This window comes from Pseudomonas sp. TAA207, from assembly GCF_001529285.1.
GTDB classification, from domain to species: domain Bacteria; phylum Pseudomonadota; class Gammaproteobacteria; order Pseudomonadales; family Pseudomonadaceae; genus Aquipseudomonas; species Aquipseudomonas weihenstephanensis.
The window spans coordinates 95,305-111,922 of record NZ_LLWJ01000067.1 but is presented as its reverse complement, the minus strand read 5'-3'; the positions used below and the strand labels follow the sequence as shown (position 1 = coordinate 111,922).

Sequence of the window (16,618 nt, the reverse complement as noted above, 5' to 3'; positions counted from 1 at the left end):
TTACAACTGCGGCCTGACAACCGGAGCAGCGTGCTGTTGATAAGGTTGCATGACTGCTGCACGCTGCTCGCCCAAGACCCAGGCAAACCCTGCGTACATGACGCCCGCACAGCCCAGGGTCAGAGCCACGAGGACCCAACGCGCCACGATGCGTACCACGCTGTTACGCCGCATGCCCAAGCCCTGCCAATGGGGAGACACTTCGCGAATGGCATCACCGCGCAAGTGGCGGATTTGCCGATACAAGCTGTCGCGAATGGAGTCCAGCTCCAGCGCGCCACGGGTTTCGATGCGGAATTTGCCCTCAAAGCCCAGCGACAAACACACGTACAGCAGCTCCAGCAAATACAGGTTGCGCACAGGGTCCCTGGAGACCTGCTCAATGAATTGAAAGACTTTGGTGCCACCAAACGTTTCGTTGTGAAAACTGCCCAGCAAACTCTTTTGCGGCCAGTCACTTTCATTGCCCCATGCTGTAGTGGCGATGGCTTCGTCCACCACCGTACAAAGCACATACCGGGCGCTCATCACCTGAGTGCTTTCAATCCCGTTGCGCAGTGCCGTGGCTTCGAATGCTTTTATGGCTTTGGTCAGGTGAGCACTCAGGGTGTCTCGCGTGTGCTGCTGGACGTTGCGTTCAATCCCGACCACAAACGACAACACATCACTGGCCGCAGCCACTAAAGGGTTGAGACTGATACGGATTGTTTCGTCAGGTGCCAGCCGGGCGTTGAACACCATCAGCGCGTCGATGTTTTCAATGCGTGGGGCGTGTTCGGCATCGGTCAGCGCAACCTGTTGCGGCGCTCTGCCGTAGCGGTCTACCAACACGGTTTTACTGCCTTGAGGCGGTTGAATGTCCGGTTTCATGAGGGTCAGTTCCTGATAGCCCAAAATTTCAGTTCAAGCTCAGAGAACTCACCCGACACATGGAAGGCAAAGCCGCCTGAGCGCTGCATTTGCGCCAGATCGTCGGCATTGAGTTCGAGGATGAAATAGGTTTTGTCGGCGTGGAACGGGATTTGCCGCGGGGCTACTGGCAAAGGTTTGAGCCTGAACCCTGGCAGGTGCAAGTTGACCAGGTGACGAATGCTTTCAACCGGGCCCACTTTCAAGTGCGCCGGCAAGCGATGACGCAGCTCTTCGCTGTCACAGTTGGCTTTAGCCACCACCACAAACGATGTCGTCGCCAATTGTGTGTGATCGTCGAGCTGCGCCACACGCACCCCGTACTGGCGCGCCTGCAACACCAGCTCGGTGGCATGCTGCTCTAGTACCATCGACAACACCTGACGCAGGGCGTCCATCAGCGCGCGGAAACTCTGCCCCTGCTGACTGTGCTGGTAACGACTGTTCAATTGCGGGCGTTTGGATTCGCTGGCAAACGTCGACAGATCACCCAATAGCGCCAGCAACGTGCAATACAGCTCCTCGGGATGCAGTTGCTCAAGGTCCAGGTAATGAAGCAGCACCAGCTCCGTGCGATTGATCAATTGCAGCATCATGAAGTCGCCCACTTCTGCCCCGCCCACCTTGCCGTTTGAGCGAATTCGCTCGGCCAGCTTGTCGCCCCGGTGACCAAGCATGCTGATGACTTCTTTAAGACACGACTGCAAATACCCCGAGCAATGGGTGTGGATAAACGTCGGGACAAACTCGGTGTCGAGTTTGATTACGCCATCGGGCGTGGTGTCCTGGATGTCACACAGTTGCAGTTTTACCCAGGACTGCTCGCTGTGCTGCGCGCCCAGTAACAAACGAAAATTGGGGCGTCCACAACTGAGTACGCTTTTTGAGTCTTCACCCGCATTGGAATCTGACACCTGCGTTTCATACACGGTGTAACGCGACAATACGTCTGCCTGCTCGGCACGCCGGGCTTCAATGTGGTTGCCCGTCACCAACGGCAACGCCAGGAAAACCGGGGCTTTTCCCGTGTTGGGCGGTACGTCGAGCGCGAGCGGCTGGGTGTCGTTACCCAGTTCGAACAGGCTCCCGTCCGGCAATACGCCCGAAGCATGGCTGATCACCAGTTTGCTCATATTGAGAAACTGCACATCGATCTCCAACCTCAAGAACCCCCAGGTGTATCGGCCCAATAATTGGGTGCGCGTTTTCATCTGGTGCTCGTAATAACGGTCACTGTGCTGAAAATGCTGGGGGCGCAGCAGCAAGCCTTCTTGCCAAATGACTTTATGCACATTCATGAGCCGTCACCTGGCGCGGCGGATGCCCCGTCGGTGCGGCGAATGCCTGCCAGGTCAAGCCTCAGGTGCGCGTGCGTAATGTGCTCGGGCCTCAACTCAATCACGTAGCGCCACTGGGTGTGTGGCAAGTCGCGATAAGCCGCCACGACGCCCACATAGCGGCTGCCCGGCGCAACACTGAGTTTGTGCGAAACACGCTCGCCAGGCCGTAATTCGAGTTCTTCACTGACAACCAGGTCTTGCGCCAGTAATTCTTGGGCTCGCTCAAAGACACCGAAAAAATCGGCATTTTCGAATGCCACTGGATGTTTGAGTTCCAGCAAACGAATCACGACGGGCGAGGGACGCCCGTGCAAGTCCGGGTTGACTTGATCGCTGGCACTGAGCGTCAGGTCGAGTTTGGTCACGTGCGAGTAGGGTGACAACGCCGTGCAGCCTGCCAGCAGCACTGCGCACAACGCCAGCAACGTGTTGAAGTAAGCAGAAGTACAACGCAGCATGCGCTTCATCCTTGAGGGTTGTTGTGAAGGGTGCAAATCAAACGCACTTGTTCGTCATAGACCTGGGCAAAGTCGCGGGCCAGCAACCGCTCGGTCCAGTCATCGTCTTGTTGCAGGGCTTGGTGATAGCGGTTGAACGCCCGCCAATGGCTGGCAGCCGTAGTCCATAGCGGCTTGTGACCTTCACGCTCGAAACGCAAGACCAACTGCTGCGGGGAGAAGTGTTCAAGGCTGTTACGCACCACCGCGCGGCTCGCGCTGAGCATCGCTACCTGATGTGCTTGCATGTCTCTGAATGTGCGTACCACCCACTGCTCGGCCGTCGGTTGGTGAAGCACGGGAGCGCCGAGTAAAAGCCTTAACGCCTGCCGGGCATCGTGGGTCGACTTAAAGGGGTCCTGCTCCGCTCCCGGCGCCACGGTGCGAGCCAGCCGCAGTTCGTTTTTCAATTCATTGCGTGTCCACACGTTCTGCTGCATACCGGCGATGCACTGTTTGAGCAGCTTGGCGGCATTGAGCGCCAGCGCCTCTCGCGCCTCAAGATCAAGCGCCAGCACGTCAACGCCCAGCTCCTCGCCGAATGCATCCCAAAATCCATCGTTTATCGGTGTGCAGGGCACGGGCGGCGAATCGAGGGCGGGCTGCGCTTCGGCGATCAACTGCGGCGCGATCAAGTGTTCGAAGTCGATGGGCGTGAAGCCCGCATGGTGTTCGTGCTGCACATCGACCCATTCCTGGCGAGTGGGTTCGTCCTCAAATAAAAGCTCGGGCAGAGGCGCCGGGGCCTCATGCAGCACGTCGAGACCGATAAAAGCATCATCGGGTATCACGCTGCCTGCCATTTGAGGCAGGCCAACATGCTCCAGGCGCACTTGCAGCGGTTGCTCCAAACGCGCACGAATGGAAAAACCGGCAAGGCCAAACACATCACCGTGCTTGATGCGTTGTAACTGGCCTGGCGCCAGGTACGTCTGGCCACCATTGAAAGACGTTCCATTGGTGCTCAGGTCTTTAATGAAGTACATACCGCCCTGATGGGTGATATGCGCATGCTGGCCGGACACGTGCCCTGTCGTGTCCATAAGCACCCACTCACACAGGTTATTACGGCCAATGTAACCACCGGTTTCAGTGAATCTGTAGTGCTTGCACTGACCCGCCGCCAAGGGCTGTGTCGTCAGCAAGTCAAAGACCAGTTCCATCATGATGCTGCTCCTTGCGGTCATTTACCGCGATTGACCGCTTGCGGATCGCCCAGGGGGCGATAGTGGCTGTCGTTGAATATGTAATTGCCGTTACAGCCACCCAGACCGCACAACACGGCAAGGCTCAGCACCACAAAAGGCCAGTGGCGAACAGTCATCTTAAAAATCTCCAGAAGTAGGCCGTGCACGACATGAGAAAAAGGTGAGCGCATCAGGATGCATAGGCCCCAATCTCATCCGAATCGATATTCAGCCGCCCCAGCCGGTACAGCAGCGTGCGGCGTGCAAGGCCCAACTCGTGAGCCGTGCGGGTCTGATTGCCCGCGTTCTTGCGCAAGCAATCGAGCAACAAACCGCGCTCAATGGCATCCATGCGTTTACGAAAGTTCAGGCGCCCTGACTCGTCAGCAGACGCCAAGGGCAAGGCAAAATGTTCGGCCAGCAACTCCGGTCCGTCGCACAACAAAACAGCGCGCTCGACCAACCCTTTGAGTTCACGCACGTTGCCCGGGAAGGCGTAACGCGCCAGTTGCTCACGCGCGCTGTCGGCCAGCACCACCGGGCGGCGCTGTAAAAACGCGCAGGCAGTGGCTGCAAAGTGGCAGGCCAGATCATGCATATCGGTGCCGCGATCACGCAGTGCGGGCAGCGCAATTGGAAACTGCGCCAGGCGGTAATACAGGTCTTCACGAAACCGGCCCTGGCTCACCAGTTTTTTCAAATCGCGATGGGTCGCCGCAATGATGCGAACGTCGACGGTGTGACTGTCGTTGCGCCCTAACGGGCGGATTTCGCCCTCTTGCAGCACACGCAGTAACTTGGCCTGCAACGACAAAGGCATGTCGCCGATTTCGTCCAGTAGCAAGGTTCCACCGTGAGCTGCATCAAACAGACCGGGACGGTCACGGTCCGCCCCGGTGAAGGCCCCTTTGCGATAACCGAACAACTCGCTTTCAAGCAGGTCTTGCGGGAAAGCGGCGCAGTTCTGCACGATGAAGGGCTGGGCACGGCGAGGGCCGCTGTCATGAATGGCGCGCGCCACGATTTCTTTACCGGTGCCGGTTTCACCCAGCAACAGCACGGTGTAGGGGCTGTGCACCACGCGGTTGATCAAGCGCCAGGTCTTGCGCATCACCGCGCTGGAACCAATCAAAGTGCCGGCGCTGACGCAACGTCCCAACGGTTTGGCCCACTGCGTATCACGTTGCAAGAGGCGCACCTGCATCAACGTAAAGTTACCCAGGGCGCTCAACGACTGGGCGAACCCTTGCAGCTCGACCCGTTTGCCACTGGCCACCAACAACACACCGGCCACCCCTTGCCGCGCATCCAGCAACGGCACGCATAACAAGGACTGCCAAGGCGCGCCATGAGCCGGTAAAAAGTCGAGCTTGTGCAAACTGCTATTGAGGTTGCACAGGCTCAAGATCCGTTTTTGGCTGACCGTAAAGTGCAGCAGTTGCTGGGCGCTGTAGTCCGCGTAAAAACCTGTGTCCAGCGCTGGCTGCAACAGGCCGTTAAACCATTGAGCCCTGAGTTCCAGCCCGTTGTGCGGGCCATTGATGACGTAAAACTGGCTCAACTCACAGCCACTGAGCTGCGCCATTGCCCGGGCACTCTGGCCGAGTACGGTGGCGCTGTCGGTGGCCTGTGACAGGTCGCAAAATTGGGCCAGCAAGGCTTCTGCATACGCCAGCGGTTGCGATACATGGGTAAACATCAAGCCAACCTCACTCAAATTCACACAGCACGCGGGCTTGAGGATCAAGCGTGGCGTGCACCGATGAGAGGGTTTGGCCGGTGGCCATTGCGTCAAGCAAGCGGTCGGCTACCAAGGGCAATACGTGCGAGTCGATCAAGTAGTCGATAAGCCGCGCACCGCTGTCACTTTGGGTGCAGCGCTCGGCCAAGTGGTCCACCAAAAGCTGGCAATGACTGAACTGCACATGACGGCGCGCCAGCCGCTCGCCCAGACGTTGAAGCTTTATTTCGATCAATTCGCGCAGCACCGGGCCGCTCACCGGGTAATACGGCACCACCTGCATGCGTGCCAGCAGGGCAGGTTTGAAGTGTTGGCTGAGCGATGGCCGAATGTGCTCTTCGAGCGTTTGAGCGCTGGGCCTGGCGCCGTTTTGGCATAACGCGGTGATGCGCTCGCTGGCCAGGTTTGAGGTCATTAAAATCAGCGTGTTGCGAAAGTTGATTTCACGCCCTTCGCCATCGTTGACCACGCCCTTGTCGAAGATTTGATAGAACAGGTTCAGAACGTCGGGATCGGCCTTTTCGACTTCATCCAACAGCACCACCGAGTACGGCTTTTGCCGCACCGCTTCGGTCAGCATGCCGCCTTCGCCATAGCCGACATAACCGGGCGGCGCGCCAATCAGTCGCGAGACAGTGTGCTTTTCTTGAAACTCCGACATGTTGATGGTGGTGATAAAACGTTCACCGCCGTACAACAGGTCGGCGAGCGCCAGCGCGGTTTCAGTCTTGCCGACGCCACTGGGGCCCACCAGCAAGAACACCCCCACGGGCGCATCGGGCTTGTTAAGTCCCGCCGCTGTTGCACGCATGGCGCGGTCCAGTGCATGGATCGCTTGATCCTGACCGCGAATCCGGGCGGCCAAATCCCGACCAAAGTGCGCCACCTGGGTGCTGTGTTCACGCGCCAGCTGAGTCAGCGGCACACCGGTCCAGGCACTGATGACTTCAGCCACCAACCGCGGGCACACTTCAAAACTGACCAGACGCTCTTTGCTGTGGGCTTGGGTCAACGCCCGGTGGGTTTGATTGAGTTGCGCTTGCAGGGCGCCAACGTCGCCCTGCTCTGTTTCGCACGCCAGTGCGTCGCGAGCTTGGGCCAGTTGTTGGCGCAGGGCCAACACGCGTTCAGCCAGCGTGCGCTGTTCCAACCAACTGGCATGCAGCGCCATTTGCTCCACATCGACCTGCTGCAAGCGCTGCTCCAGCCGCTGCAGCGCGGCCTCGTCAATCATCAGCCCCGCGTTGGCATCACGACGCATGGCCTGACGCTGGCGCTCGCCCTCAGCAGCCTCGGCACGCAGCTTTTCGAGTGTTTCAGGCGCCGCTGCCAGGCTGATGCGCACGCGGGCGCAGGCGGTGTCGAGCACGTCAACGGCCTTGTCTGGCAACTGACGGCCCGCCAGATAACGCGCCGACAACTCGGCTGCGGCGACCACCGCATCGTCGCGCAAATAAATACCGTGACTCTTTTCATAGACGTGAGCCAACCCACGCAGGATGGTCACCGCTTCATTGACCGTCGGCTCGTGCAATTGCACCGGCTGAAAGCGTCGGGCCAGTGCCGGGTCTTTCTCGAAGTACTTTTTGTACTCGCCCCATGTCGTCGCGGCGATGGTGCGCAACTCACCACGGGCCAGTGCAGGCTTGAGCAGATTGGCAGCATCGGAGCCTCCCGCATTGCCCCCCGCCCCAATCAGGGTATGCGCCTCGTCGATGAACAAAATGATGGGAGCAGGCGATGCCTTCACTTCGTCGATGACGCCTTTGAGGCGGCGCTCAAACTCCCCCTTGACGCTGGCTCCGGCTTGCAACAACCCCATGTCCAACGACAGCAGCTCAACACCCTGAAGCACTGGCGGTACTTGGTCTGCGGCAATGCGCAAGGCCAATCCTTCCACAATCGCGGTCTTGCCGACCCCGGCCTCCCCCACCACGATCGGGTTGTTTTTACGGCGGCGCGCCAGAATGTCGATCATCTGGCGGATCGCATCATCGCGGCATAGCACCGGATCGAGCTGTCCGGCGCGTGCCTGCTCAGTGAGGTTGAGGGTAAAACGCTGAAGTAACGACTCCCCGCCCGCGGATGCGTGAACGGGCGTTTGCGAGGCCAGATGCGCGAGGGCGAAGGCTTTCAGGCGCTCAATATTGATCGCTGCCAATAACGCCTGATAACGGCTGCCGGCATAACGTACGGGGTTGCGCAGCAACGCCAGCAGCAAGGCTGCCTGATCAACTTGAGTGTGCTTTAGCTCCAGATTGGCGACTAACAAAGCGTCTTGCAGCCACTGAATCAATTCGGGGGAAAACACCGGATTACGCGACGAACTGTGTTCAACCCGCGACTGCAACACTGCGTTCAACTGACCGGGGTCTACGTCGGCGTCTTGCAACGCACGCATCAGCAAACCTTCGGGGCGCTCCAGCAAACCCAGCAACAGGTCCTCAACCAGAATAATGCTCGCGCCGCGTGCCACGCAGCGCTCGGCACATGCCTCAAGGTCACGCCGGGTAGCGGCATCCAGCGCTTGTATCAGTTGTTGCAGGTCTACGTTGATCATGGTCATCCGTCCTTAATGAATGTTGTTGCCCAGGGTCACGACGCCGTCTGACCGTTCACGTCCCAACCAACTGGTCCATCCAAGGCGACAGGTGTTATGCGCACCGATACACAGTTCGCGTATTTCTTCATGCCGCAGGACCAGTCGAATGTCGTAGTCCAGCGGGTCCCGCAGGGTGAATCGCACCAATGCGCACATCGGCAGGTAACCCGCACCGATGGGCAGCAGTTCGTGAAAACGGTCCCAGCCCAATTCGCGAATGTGGATACGAAACTTGCCGCTGCAATCACGCACGTGTTCACCCAGCACCAGGCTTTCGCCAAGCTGGTGATTGCTGCGCCCCAACCCGTTGCGTTGTTCTTGAAGAATCTCGACACGGCGCTCAATGCACTGCTCAAGGGTCAAGGCCGCATGCTTGAAGTAATAACGCAGCACCGACTCGATCAATGCCGCCGAGTGCGCCCGTAAACTCAGCAGCCCGAGGTAAGGCAACAGGCGCCGCCAGTTCAGTTCTTGGGCATTGCGAATCGCCTCGCCACCCAGGCCGATCAACGCAAATAGCTGACTGGAAAACGGGTCGCTGGCTCCCCGTTCAAAACGAGCGCAATAACGATATTTGCGCCAGACCGGTAGCATCAGGCGCTGCAACCGATGATGGAACAGGTCAAGAAAGTCGCGCGTGGTGTTGACCTCTTCACCCTGCTCCAACGCTTGCTCGCCATAGAAAGCCGGTAACGGAGACGCTGAACCCACCAGCCCCATCAGGTTGAAACACAGGCGCGCACGGAGCTGCCCGTGCTCGACGAAAAACGCCACGCGCTCAACGTCACTGCCCGGAAACCCGAGACTGGGGTTTGCGACAAATTCCAGACGTTCATAAAGCACGTCTTCACTGGCGCCCGGATCGTCGTCACGCAGCCGGTCCATAACCAGCAACACGGCCTGATACAGCGAGTACTCTCGTATGCTTCGCGTCAGCCCGCTTAAAGCAGGGGCTGCAAGCCCATGCGCGGTGTCCATTGGTAAACCTCTCCGTGTGTACTGATAACGCGCAGCTCGTGGTAAGAGTTGAGGCTCGCGTACAGGGCAAAAAACTCGTTGAGCACTGATGCAAAAACAAACACGTCGCCATCACCGATGTAGCCTTTGGGGTCAATCGTCAGGTGGGTGCGTAGCCCGCGCAGCGGTAAGCCCCGATGCAAGCGATCAACGTGTTCGTGGCGGATGGAGATGAGGCCGTTCAGCAGGTTCTTGCTGATACGCTCGGCTTGTTCGTCGTAGTAGCGCGGCAGGTCGTAGGTCTGGAGAATCACCTTCAATGCCTCGACGTTGGCCAACGACAAATAGTTGAGCGACATGTTGCTGATCAACTTCCAGAGGAAGTCGCGATTGAGTGGTGGTGCGTAGCTCGACGTCACCGGGCAAATGTTGCGAAACACCAGGGTCTCGGGCGTGCCTTCGGCGGGCAGGCAGATGTCGCCCTGCTGAAGCTGGCGCGGCAGGTTCTGGTTGGTGCAGGTCAATTCGACAGACAAGGTTTCGCTGCTTTCGGGTTGACGCTGGCCAAAACTCAGGTAGGTATCCAGCCCTTCGTGCAATAACGACGGGCGTTGCCTGACGCTGTAATGGGCATGTTGTTGCAATGCATCAAAACTGGGGTCGTGCTCAAACGATTCGAAGGGCACATAGGTCTGGCCGCCGCTGCCTCCCACTCGCCAGCCACTGACGTCATCAACCGAAAAGACCCCGCAGTGCTCCAGCTCGATTTTTGACGGCATCACCAAGTACTCGTCCTGCTTGCCGTCCAGCCGGATGGGTATGGCATCGTGAGTGAATAAATTGACCACCGGCGTGCAATACAGCTTCACGTTCTCCAGTGTGGGCCGCAGGGGTTGGGTGCTGTGCTGGCGAATAAAAAACCGCAGTTCGAGGCCCCGGGTTTGCTTGAGGGTGTCTTGCGCCAGGCTTTCAAGGACCTCCAGCCCCTTGAGGTCGACAAACAGGAACTTGTCCTGAAAGGCGAAGTACTCCTGCAAGTAGCGATACCCGCGAAAAGTGTTCAAGGGGTAGGGGATCAGCGCCTCCTCTTCGGCAAACCCCACCGGCTGAATGTGATCTGCCGGGAGCGTGAACGCGCTCAGCGCTTGCCCGCCGTCATCGAGCGGCACGACTGTCACGTTCTCCAGATGGCGCAATAGTCCGAGATAGAGCATTTGGCTGATGTAACGCTCACCCGCCAGATGCAGGCGCAAGCGGCTGATATTCAGCTCGCCCAAATGCCCCTCACACGTCATTTGCAGGCGCAGGCTCAACATTGCGCCCCCGCCGGTCACTGAATGCTTGAGTTCCGTCAGCTGTAGAGGCAATACGTCGGTGGGGTAACAGGTGCGAAACTGACAACTCACGCCCTGGACGGGTTTACTGGCCACACCGGTGTCGCGTTTAACCTGCAATGCCGGGCCTGCGTGTTGCAAAGGATCAAATTGCAACATGCTGAATGCAGGCAATGGACGCATGTAGTTGGGCCACAGCAAGTGCATCAGCGAGTGGCTCAACTCTGGCAATTCGTCATCCAGTTTCTGACGCAACCGCCCCGTCAAAAATGCAAACCCTTCAAGCAACCGTTCTACGTCCGGGTCACGCCCGGCCTGGCCCAAAAACGGTGCCAACGCCGGACTACGCTCAGCGAAGCGACTGCCCAACTGGCGCAATGCCGTCAGTTCGCTTTGGTAGTAATGGTTAAAAGACACGCGATTACCTGTTTGTTGTCGATGCCGGAAAATGAAAAGGGCAGACCGTGCCGTCAGTCGACACGGACTTGACCGCTGCCATCCAGATGCGCCGAAAAGCTCACTTGACGCTTAAGCCCGCCCGCCTCCAGCAGCCCTTCAATACAGAAAGTCAGACGCAGGGGATGCTGATCATTGGGCAACGTAACGACCCGCACCTGGCTCAGGCGCGGCTCGTACTGTTCGATGAAGGTTTCAATGGCCTGACGGCCCTGACTCAATGACTCATGCAGGCTGACGCTCATGTCGTTCAGGTCGGGCAAGCCATAATCGGGCAGCGTTTGCACACTGCCCGCACGGGTGCTGAGCATCTTGGCCAGTTGGGCAGCGACTGAACTCATGATTGAAACTTCGCGGCTGTGACCGACACGTTTTTGCGCATCGCCATTCAAGCGCTCGAAGAGGCTGCCGTATCCCGTCATGCTCAGCCCCGTTACTCTTTGTCCAGCTTGCCGACCAGCGACAAGGTGAAGTCAGCGCCCATGTATTTGAAATGCGGGCGCACGTTCAGGTTGACGCGGTACCAGCCAGGCTCGCCTTCAACGTCGCTGACAATGATTTGTGCTGCACGCAAGGGGCGTCGGCCACGCACTTCTGCGCCAGGGTTTTCCTGGTCGGCGACAAACTGGCGGATCCACTTGTTGAGTTCGCTCTCAAGGTCGGTGCGCTCTTTCCACGAACCCAATTGCTCACGCTGCAAAACCTTGAGGTAATGCGCCAGGCGGTTGACGATCATCATGTAAGGCAACTGGGTGCCGAGCTTGTAATTCAGCTCCGCGGTCTTGCCCTCTTCACTGATGCCAAAGAGCTTGGGTTTTTGCACCGAGCTGGCCGAGAAGAACGCTGCGTTGTCGCTGCCTTTGCGCATGGTCAGGGAGATGAAGCCTTCCTCTGCCAGCTCATATTCGCGACGGTCGGACACCAGCACCTCGGTCGGGATTTTGGTTTCGATCTCGCCCATGCTTTCGAAGTGGTGCAGCGGCAGGTCTTCAACTGCGCCTCCACTCTGCGGGCCAATGATGTTGGGGCACCAGCGGAACTTGGCGAAGCTTTCAGTCAGCCTTGAGGCAAAGGTATAGGCGGTATTACCCCACAAATAATGCTCGTGACTATTGGCAACGGTCTCCTTGTACACAAACGTTTTGACCGGGTTTTCTTGCGGGTCATAGGGGTTGCGTAACAAAAAGCGCGGGACGGTCAAGGCCATGTAGCGCGCATCTTCGGACTCGCGAAAACTCTGCCATTTGGCAAATTGCGGGCCGGCGAAGTGGTCTTTCAAGTCTTTGAGGTTGGGCATCCCGGTGAAACTTTCGATGCCGAAGAACTTCGGCCCGGCCGATGCGATAAAGGGCGCGTGGGCCATGCAGGCCACACTCGACACGTATTGCATCAGTTTCACGTCCGGTGAGCTGGGGGACATAAAGTAATTGGCAATGATTGCGCCCACCGGCTCGCCACCGAACTGCCCGTATTCAGCGGTATACACGTGCTTGTACAGACCCGACTGCATGACTTCGGGTGAGTCTTCAAAGTCGTCCAGCAGGTCGGTCTTGGAGACGTTGAGGATTTCAATCTTGATGTTTTCGCGGAAGTTGGTGCGGTCGACCAACAACTGCAAACCCCGCCAGGCCGACTCCAGTGACTGGAAGTCAGGGTGATGAACGATTTCGTCCATCTGCTGGCTGAGCTTGGCGTCGATCTGGGCAATCATTCGGTCAACCATTGCCTTCTTGACCGGCTCACCCTGATTCTGCGGCTTGAGCAGTTCTTCGATAAACGCTGCAACACCGCGCTTGGCGATGCCATAGGCTTCGTCATCCGGGGTGAGGCGGGTTTGGGCAATGATGCCGTCAAGAATGCTGAAGGCGGTGTTCTGGTCGTCCTGTTGCGGCGCGGCGCGAGTACTCATGAAGTGCTTTCCTTTACTGATGGGGGGCTCAAACGTCCGATGCCGGCGCAACAACCAAGTCCAGCTCACTCAGCACCCGGGCACGGGATGCCTCATCGGCCAGCACACCTTCAATCGCTTTGCGAAAACTGGGCGCATTGCCCAGCGGGCCTTTAAGTGCGACCAAGGCGTCGCGCAGCTCCATCAGTTTTTTCAGCTCGGGCACTTGCTCCACCAGGCTCGCGGGGTTGAAGTCCTTCATGGCGCTGATGTTCAGGGCAATAGCCAACTCATCCGTACCACCCTCCTCTTGCAGGCGGTTTGGCACATTCAGGCTCAAGCTCAGCCCTTGCTTGGCAAGCACCTCATCAAAGGTCATTTTGTCGATGGCGACGGGCTTTCGGTCTTCGAGTTTTCGCTCATCGACTTGCTGTACGTAATCGCCGATGACGAGCAACTTCAACGGCAGTTCAATCTCTTCTTGAGCGCCGCCCGTAGCGGGTTTGAACGTGATGTTGATCCGTTCTTTGGGTGCGACCGAGCCTTCTTTGGCCATGAGGTTCTTTCCTTTCGTGTGTGGCCTGTGGGCCTATTCGAGTACCACTTCAAGATCGAGGTGGCACAACCTGCGATACATCTCATCCTTGCGTTCGCGCACGTCATGGCTCTGCGGCAACAGCTCGCAACAGCGGTGCAAAAGACGTATGACTTCAAGCACCAGTTGCGGCTCCCACGCCTGCAAACCTGAGCGTTGAAGTAATTGATCGAGCATTTCGAGCTGGGTTTTGGCGAGTTCGTACTTCTTGCTGAGGAAGCACAACCGGGCGAGGGTCAGTTGCCAGTGAAAACGCTCCCGTTCGTTTTGCGCACTGGCCAGCCCGCGCTTGAGCTGTTGCACCGCCGGCTTGAAGCCACTGCTGCGAGCAACCTCTTGAGCCTCTTGCAGCGCAACCTCCCAGAGCGGTCGAGCAACGTTGGGTGCCACGGATTCGGGGGCGGGCTGCGTCTGTAAATGCGGCATGACGCAGGTTGCAATCCAGTCGTGGGTCTGAGGGTCGGCAAACGGTGTGCCGTCGCTAAAGCGCAGTTGCGCAAGGCCCGGAAGCCGCTGAAGGAGGAGTGCCATATGCTGTTCAACTTCACGCATGGCCACGTCAGCCTTCAACGCGCTCAAACACGCCCAAACCCTGCGCTGGCCATCGAACCAGAACGGGGCTTTGCTCAGGCAGGCTTCCAGCGCCATCAGCAAGTCGGCGAACTGCTGGAGCTCAAACTGTTGGTCAAACGTTTTAAGTGTCTGCGCCGCCGGGCCGCGCACCGGTGTGATGTGTTCGCCATTGCGTTCAGGCGCCACGTCGATGGCCATCCAGGTCAGCGTTCGGTTCAGGCGCAACGCCCGCAGGTCAGTGGCGTTCTGTTTTAGCCACCAGACACACAATGTCCGTGCGTTGTGCTGAAGGGCACGCAACGATTTTTGCGCGTCTTTTTCGCTATCAATCGGCGAGGTGTTCTCAATCAATTGGGTCGCCACGTGCCTGACCTGCGCCACCATTGACGAAAGGGGGCCTGGCGCTTGCTGATTATCGGTGGCTCGCTCAACCATACGGCTCAAACGGCGGCAAACCGGTAACAGCAGCGGCACCTCGTCGCCCAAATGCAAGGTCAACACGCGCTCCAACTCCAACAGCAGTTCAACCATGTGCCTAAACAGCGGCAGTTGCTCCTGAAGAGGAATACTGTCATTGAGCGCCCGATCCAGACGCACAGTTAGCCAACTGATGGCCGCCGCCCGCGTACGCGGCTTGAGCGGGTGAATAAGCGCCCATTGCCGGGTGCACAGGTGATGCAGCAGCCCCAAACCCGCCAGCAATCCATTGAAGGACTCGCGCTGATACAACGCCCACGTCAACCAGACACCCACGCGCAGGTCTTTGGACTGGTCACACAGCAGCGCTTCGCTTTGCTCTTGTACGGCCAGCCAGTCGATCGGGACGCTTTCATGCAGTGATTGAGCTTTGCCCAGCTCGCGCTCCAGGGCCTCGAACTCATGAGAGAAACGCACGTCGTTGCCGGCGAAGCTGTCTTTGAATACCGGCGACTTGGCCAAACTGACAACCCGCGCATACAGCTTGTTGGCATAGGTCATGGCCTGCCGCCAACCAAAGAAGAACGCGCACTCAATGCTGTCGAAAAACAAGAGAAAGTTGCCACTGGCCACTACCGATTCCATTCAAGTGGCGAGACAGTATTGGAAAGGGAAAGTAAAAAATGTCGGAATTTTCCGTATTTTTTAAGGAAGCGTCTCCGAGCTAAAAAACCTACAAAAATAGACTGTTAGGAGCGTAATCGCTGCCATTTACGACCCCTTTCCTACGCCGTCCAAAGACAAATAGGCACGGCACTTCAATCCTCCGCCCAATGAACGCACAAGCGCACTGAGCACCAGCACCCGCCGCCCGATTTGCCCCAAAACTCAGCGTCTGCTAGTGTCGGCCGGTTTTAACGCCTACCGAGAGCGACGCCATGGCCCGCAAAAAAACTTCCCCGGATTTCGAGCAGTCCCTCGCAGAGCTGCAAACACTGGTCGAGCGCCTGGAAAACGGCGAGCTGTCGCTTGAAGACTCGCTGACAGCCTTCGAACAAGGCATTCGCCTGACCCGTGATTGCCAGGGCGCACTCACTCAAGCCGAGCAAAAAGTGCAGATATTGCTTGAGCGTGATGGCGAGCTGGCGCAAGAACCCTTCGATGCGGAACAGCCCGAATGATTGATGCCTACCAGGCCAGCAGCCAGGCCCGCGTCAATGCGGCCCTTGAACGCTTGTTTGTCGCGCCGTCGCCGCAGTTGGCCCGTCTATATGAGGCCATGCGCTATAGCGTCATGAATGGAGGCAAGCGGGTTCGCCCGCTGCTGGCGTATGCCGCTTGCCAAGCCTTGGGTTGCCCACCCGAGCACGCCAACGGTGCAGCCTGCGCAGTAGAACTTATTCATGCCTACTCGCTGGTACACGATGATTTGCCCGCGATGGACGACGACGACCTGCGCCGTGGCCAGCCCACTACGCACAAAGCCTTCGATGAAGCCTGCGCAATTCTGGCCGGTGACGGTTTGCAAAGCCTGGCGTTCAGCGCCCTGCTCGACACGCACATGAGCACACTGGATGCCCAGACGCGCTTACAGATGGTGTCTGACTTGGCATTGGCCGCAGGCCCGGCAGGCATGGTAGGCGGTCAAGCCATCGACCTCGGCTCAGTCGGCATCAAGCTTGATCAAAACGCCCTGGAATACATGCACCGGCACAAGACCGGCGCCCTGATCGAAGCCAGTGTGCAACTGGGCGCATTGGCCAGCGGCCGTGCCCAGCCCAGTGACTTGCAGGCCCTGAAGGTGTATGCGCGGGCCATTGGTCTGGCGTTTCAAGTGCAGGACGACATCCTTGATGTGGAAGGCGATACCGCGACCCTGGGCAAACAGTCGGGCGCCGATGCGGCCCGTGACAAGCCTACGTACCCGTCTTTGATGGGCCTGAACGCCGCCAAAGCCTATGCACTTGAGCTGCGCGATCAGGCCATTGACGCCCTGCGACCTTTTGATGCAGCGGCAGAGCCATTGCGTGAACTGGCGCGCTATATCGTAGAGCGCCGCCACTAAAAGCGGCGCTATCCCGATATTTCAGACACGCTCTAATGCCAAGGTCTGACTAACGAA

The 16,618-nt window shown here is 58.2% G+C and carries 15 protein-coding genes; 2 read left to right on the top strand and 13 right to left on the bottom strand.

Annotated features, from left to right (window positions below):
* Genes icmH through tssA form a run of 13 tightly spaced genes read right to left on the bottom strand, consistent with a single transcriptional unit; the run spans position 1 to position 15,057 of the window.
* The gene (gene icmH, locus AP059_RS13870; protein ID WP_059763789.1) at positions 1-870 is read right to left on the bottom strand and encodes a type IVB secretion system protein IcmH/DotU; all 870 of its coding nucleotides are present in this window, start codon (positions 868-870) and stop codon (positions 1-3) included.
* A gap of 5 nt (positions 871-875) precedes the next feature.
* Positions 876-2,207, bottom strand: a complete 1,332-nt coding sequence (tssK, locus tag AP059_RS13865; RefSeq protein ID WP_059763787.1) for a type VI secretion system baseplate subunit TssK — start codon at positions 2,205-2,207, stop codon at positions 876-878.
* Positions 2,204-2,707 (bottom strand): type VI secretion system lipoprotein TssJ, encoded by a 504-nt coding sequence (gene tssJ, locus AP059_RS13860; protein ID WP_059763785.1) that lies wholly within the window; start codon positions 2,705-2,707, stop codon positions 2,204-2,206. Before tssJ ends, tssK begins: the two co-directional genes overlap by 4 nt.
* Positions 2,708-2,712: 5 nt before the next feature.
* Positions 2,713-3,912 (bottom strand): type VI secretion system-associated FHA domain protein TagH, encoded by a 1,200-nt coding sequence (gene tagH / locus AP059_RS13855; protein WP_256209876.1) that lies wholly within the window; start codon positions 3,910-3,912, stop codon positions 2,713-2,715.
* Between the two features lie 17 nt (positions 3,913-3,929).
* A complete protein-coding gene (locus tag AP059_RS13850; RefSeq protein ID WP_059763782.1) occupies positions 3,930-4,070 on the bottom strand; it encodes a hypothetical protein in 141 nt (46 codons plus the stop codon).
* A gap of 53 nt (positions 4,071-4,123) precedes the next feature.
* A complete protein-coding gene (locus AP059_RS13845) occupies positions 4,124-5,632 on the bottom strand; it encodes a sigma-54 interaction domain-containing protein (RefSeq protein WP_059763780.1) in 1,509 nt (502 codons plus the stop codon).
* 10 nt (positions 5,633-5,642) lie between these two features.
* Positions 5,643-8,240 (bottom strand): type VI secretion system ATPase TssH, encoded by a 2,598-nt coding sequence (gene tssH / locus AP059_RS13840; protein ID WP_165599939.1) that lies wholly within the window; start codon positions 8,238-8,240, stop codon positions 5,643-5,645.
* A 6-nt stretch (positions 8,241-8,246) separates the two neighbouring features.
* Positions 8,247-9,254, bottom strand: a complete 1,008-nt coding sequence (gene tssG, locus AP059_RS13835; RefSeq protein ID WP_059763776.1) for a type VI secretion system baseplate subunit TssG — start codon at positions 9,252-9,254, stop codon at positions 8,247-8,249.
* The gene (gene tssF, locus AP059_RS13830; RefSeq protein WP_059763774.1) at positions 9,218-10,984 is read right to left on the bottom strand and encodes a type VI secretion system baseplate subunit TssF; all 1,767 of its coding nucleotides are present in this window, start codon (positions 10,982-10,984) and stop codon (positions 9,218-9,220) included. Before tssF ends, tssG begins: the two co-directional genes overlap by 37 nt.
* 53 nt (positions 10,985-11,037) lie before the next feature.
* Positions 11,038-11,445, bottom strand: a complete 408-nt coding sequence (gene tssE / locus AP059_RS13825; RefSeq protein WP_059763772.1) for a type VI secretion system baseplate subunit TssE — start codon at positions 11,443-11,445, stop codon at positions 11,038-11,040.
* A gap of 11 nt (positions 11,446-11,456) precedes the next feature.
* On the bottom strand, positions 11,457-12,932 hold the full coding sequence (gene tssC, locus AP059_RS13820; RefSeq protein WP_059763770.1) for a type VI secretion system contractile sheath large subunit: 1,476 nt from the start codon (positions 12,930-12,932) through the stop codon (positions 11,457-11,459).
* 28 nt (positions 12,933-12,960) lie between these two features.
* Complete coding sequence (gene tssB, locus AP059_RS13815) at positions 12,961-13,467, bottom strand: type VI secretion system contractile sheath small subunit (protein ID WP_059763768.1); 507 nt, start codon at positions 13,465-13,467, stop codon at positions 12,961-12,963.
* Positions 13,468-13,500: 33 nt separating this feature from the next.
* Positions 13,501-15,057 carry a type VI secretion system protein TssA gene (gene tssA / locus AP059_RS13810; protein ID WP_059764022.1) on the bottom strand — a complete coding sequence of 519 codons (1,557 nt, stop codon included), beginning with the start codon at positions 15,055-15,057 and terminating at the stop codon, positions 13,501-13,503.
* A 377-nt stretch (positions 15,058-15,434) separates the two neighbouring features.
* On the opposite strand from tssA, the gene AP059_RS13805 reads away from it, so the two are divergent.
* Both AP059_RS13805 and ispA read left to right on the top strand, forming a co-directional pair.
* On the top strand, positions 15,435-15,677 hold the full coding sequence (locus AP059_RS13805; RefSeq protein WP_048362345.1) for an exodeoxyribonuclease VII small subunit: 243 nt from the start codon (positions 15,435-15,437) through the stop codon (positions 15,675-15,677).
* Positions 15,674-16,561, top strand: a complete 888-nt coding sequence (gene ispA, locus AP059_RS13800) for a (2E,6E)-farnesyl diphosphate synthase (RefSeq protein WP_048362344.1) — start codon at positions 15,674-15,676, stop codon at positions 16,559-16,561. The genes AP059_RS13805 and ispA overlap by 4 nt, the downstream gene beginning before the upstream one ends.
* Positions 16,562-16,618: the final 57 nt, after the last annotated feature.

Coding starts and splice junctions, on each gene's coding strand:
- AP059_RS13850 (WP_059763782.1), bottom strand. CDS start 4,070: ATGACTGTTCGCCACTGGCCTTTTGTGGTGCTGAGCCTTGCCGTGTTG.
- tssE (WP_059763772.1), bottom strand. CDS start 11,445: ATGACGGGATACGGCAGCCTCTTCGAGCGCTTGAATGGCGATGCGCAA.
- tssA (WP_059764022.1), bottom strand. CDS start 15,057: ATGACCTATGCCAACAAGCTGTATGCGCGGGTTGTCAGTTTGGCCAAG.
- AP059_RS13805 (WP_048362345.1), top strand. CDS start 15,435: ATGGCCCGCAAAAAAACTTCCCCGGATTTCGAGCAGTCCCTCGCAGAG.
- tagH (WP_256209876.1), bottom strand. CDS start 3,912: ATGATGGAACTGGTCTTTGACTTGCTGACGACACAGCCCTTGGCGGCG.
- tssK (WP_059763787.1), bottom strand. CDS start 2,207: ATGAATGTGCATAAAGTCATTTGGCAAGAAGGCTTGCTGCTGCGCCCC.
- ispA (WP_048362344.1), top strand. CDS start 15,674: ATGATTGATGCCTACCAGGCCAGCAGCCAGGCCCGCGTCAATGCGGCC.
- tssJ (WP_059763785.1), bottom strand. CDS start 2,707: ATGCTGCGTTGTACTTCTGCTTACTTCAACACGTTGCTGGCGTTGTGC.
- tssG (WP_059763776.1), bottom strand. CDS start 9,254: ATGGACACCGCGCATGGGCTTGCAGCCCCTGCTTTAAGCGGGCTGACG.
- tssC (WP_059763770.1), bottom strand. CDS start 12,932: ATGAGTACTCGCGCCGCGCCGCAACAGGACGACCAGAACACCGCCTTC.
- icmH (WP_059763789.1), bottom strand. CDS start 870: ATGAAACCGGACATTCAACCGCCTCAAGGCAGTAAAACCGTGTTGGTA.
- tssB (WP_059763768.1), bottom strand. CDS start 13,467: ATGGCCAAAGAAGGCTCGGTCGCACCCAAAGAACGGATCAACATCACG.
- tssH (WP_165599939.1), bottom strand. CDS start 8,240: ATGACCATGATCAACGTAGACCTGCAACAACTGATACAAGCGCTGGAT.
- AP059_RS13845 (WP_059763780.1), bottom strand. CDS start 5,632: ATGTTTACCCATGTATCGCAACCGCTGGCGTATGCAGAAGCCTTGCTG.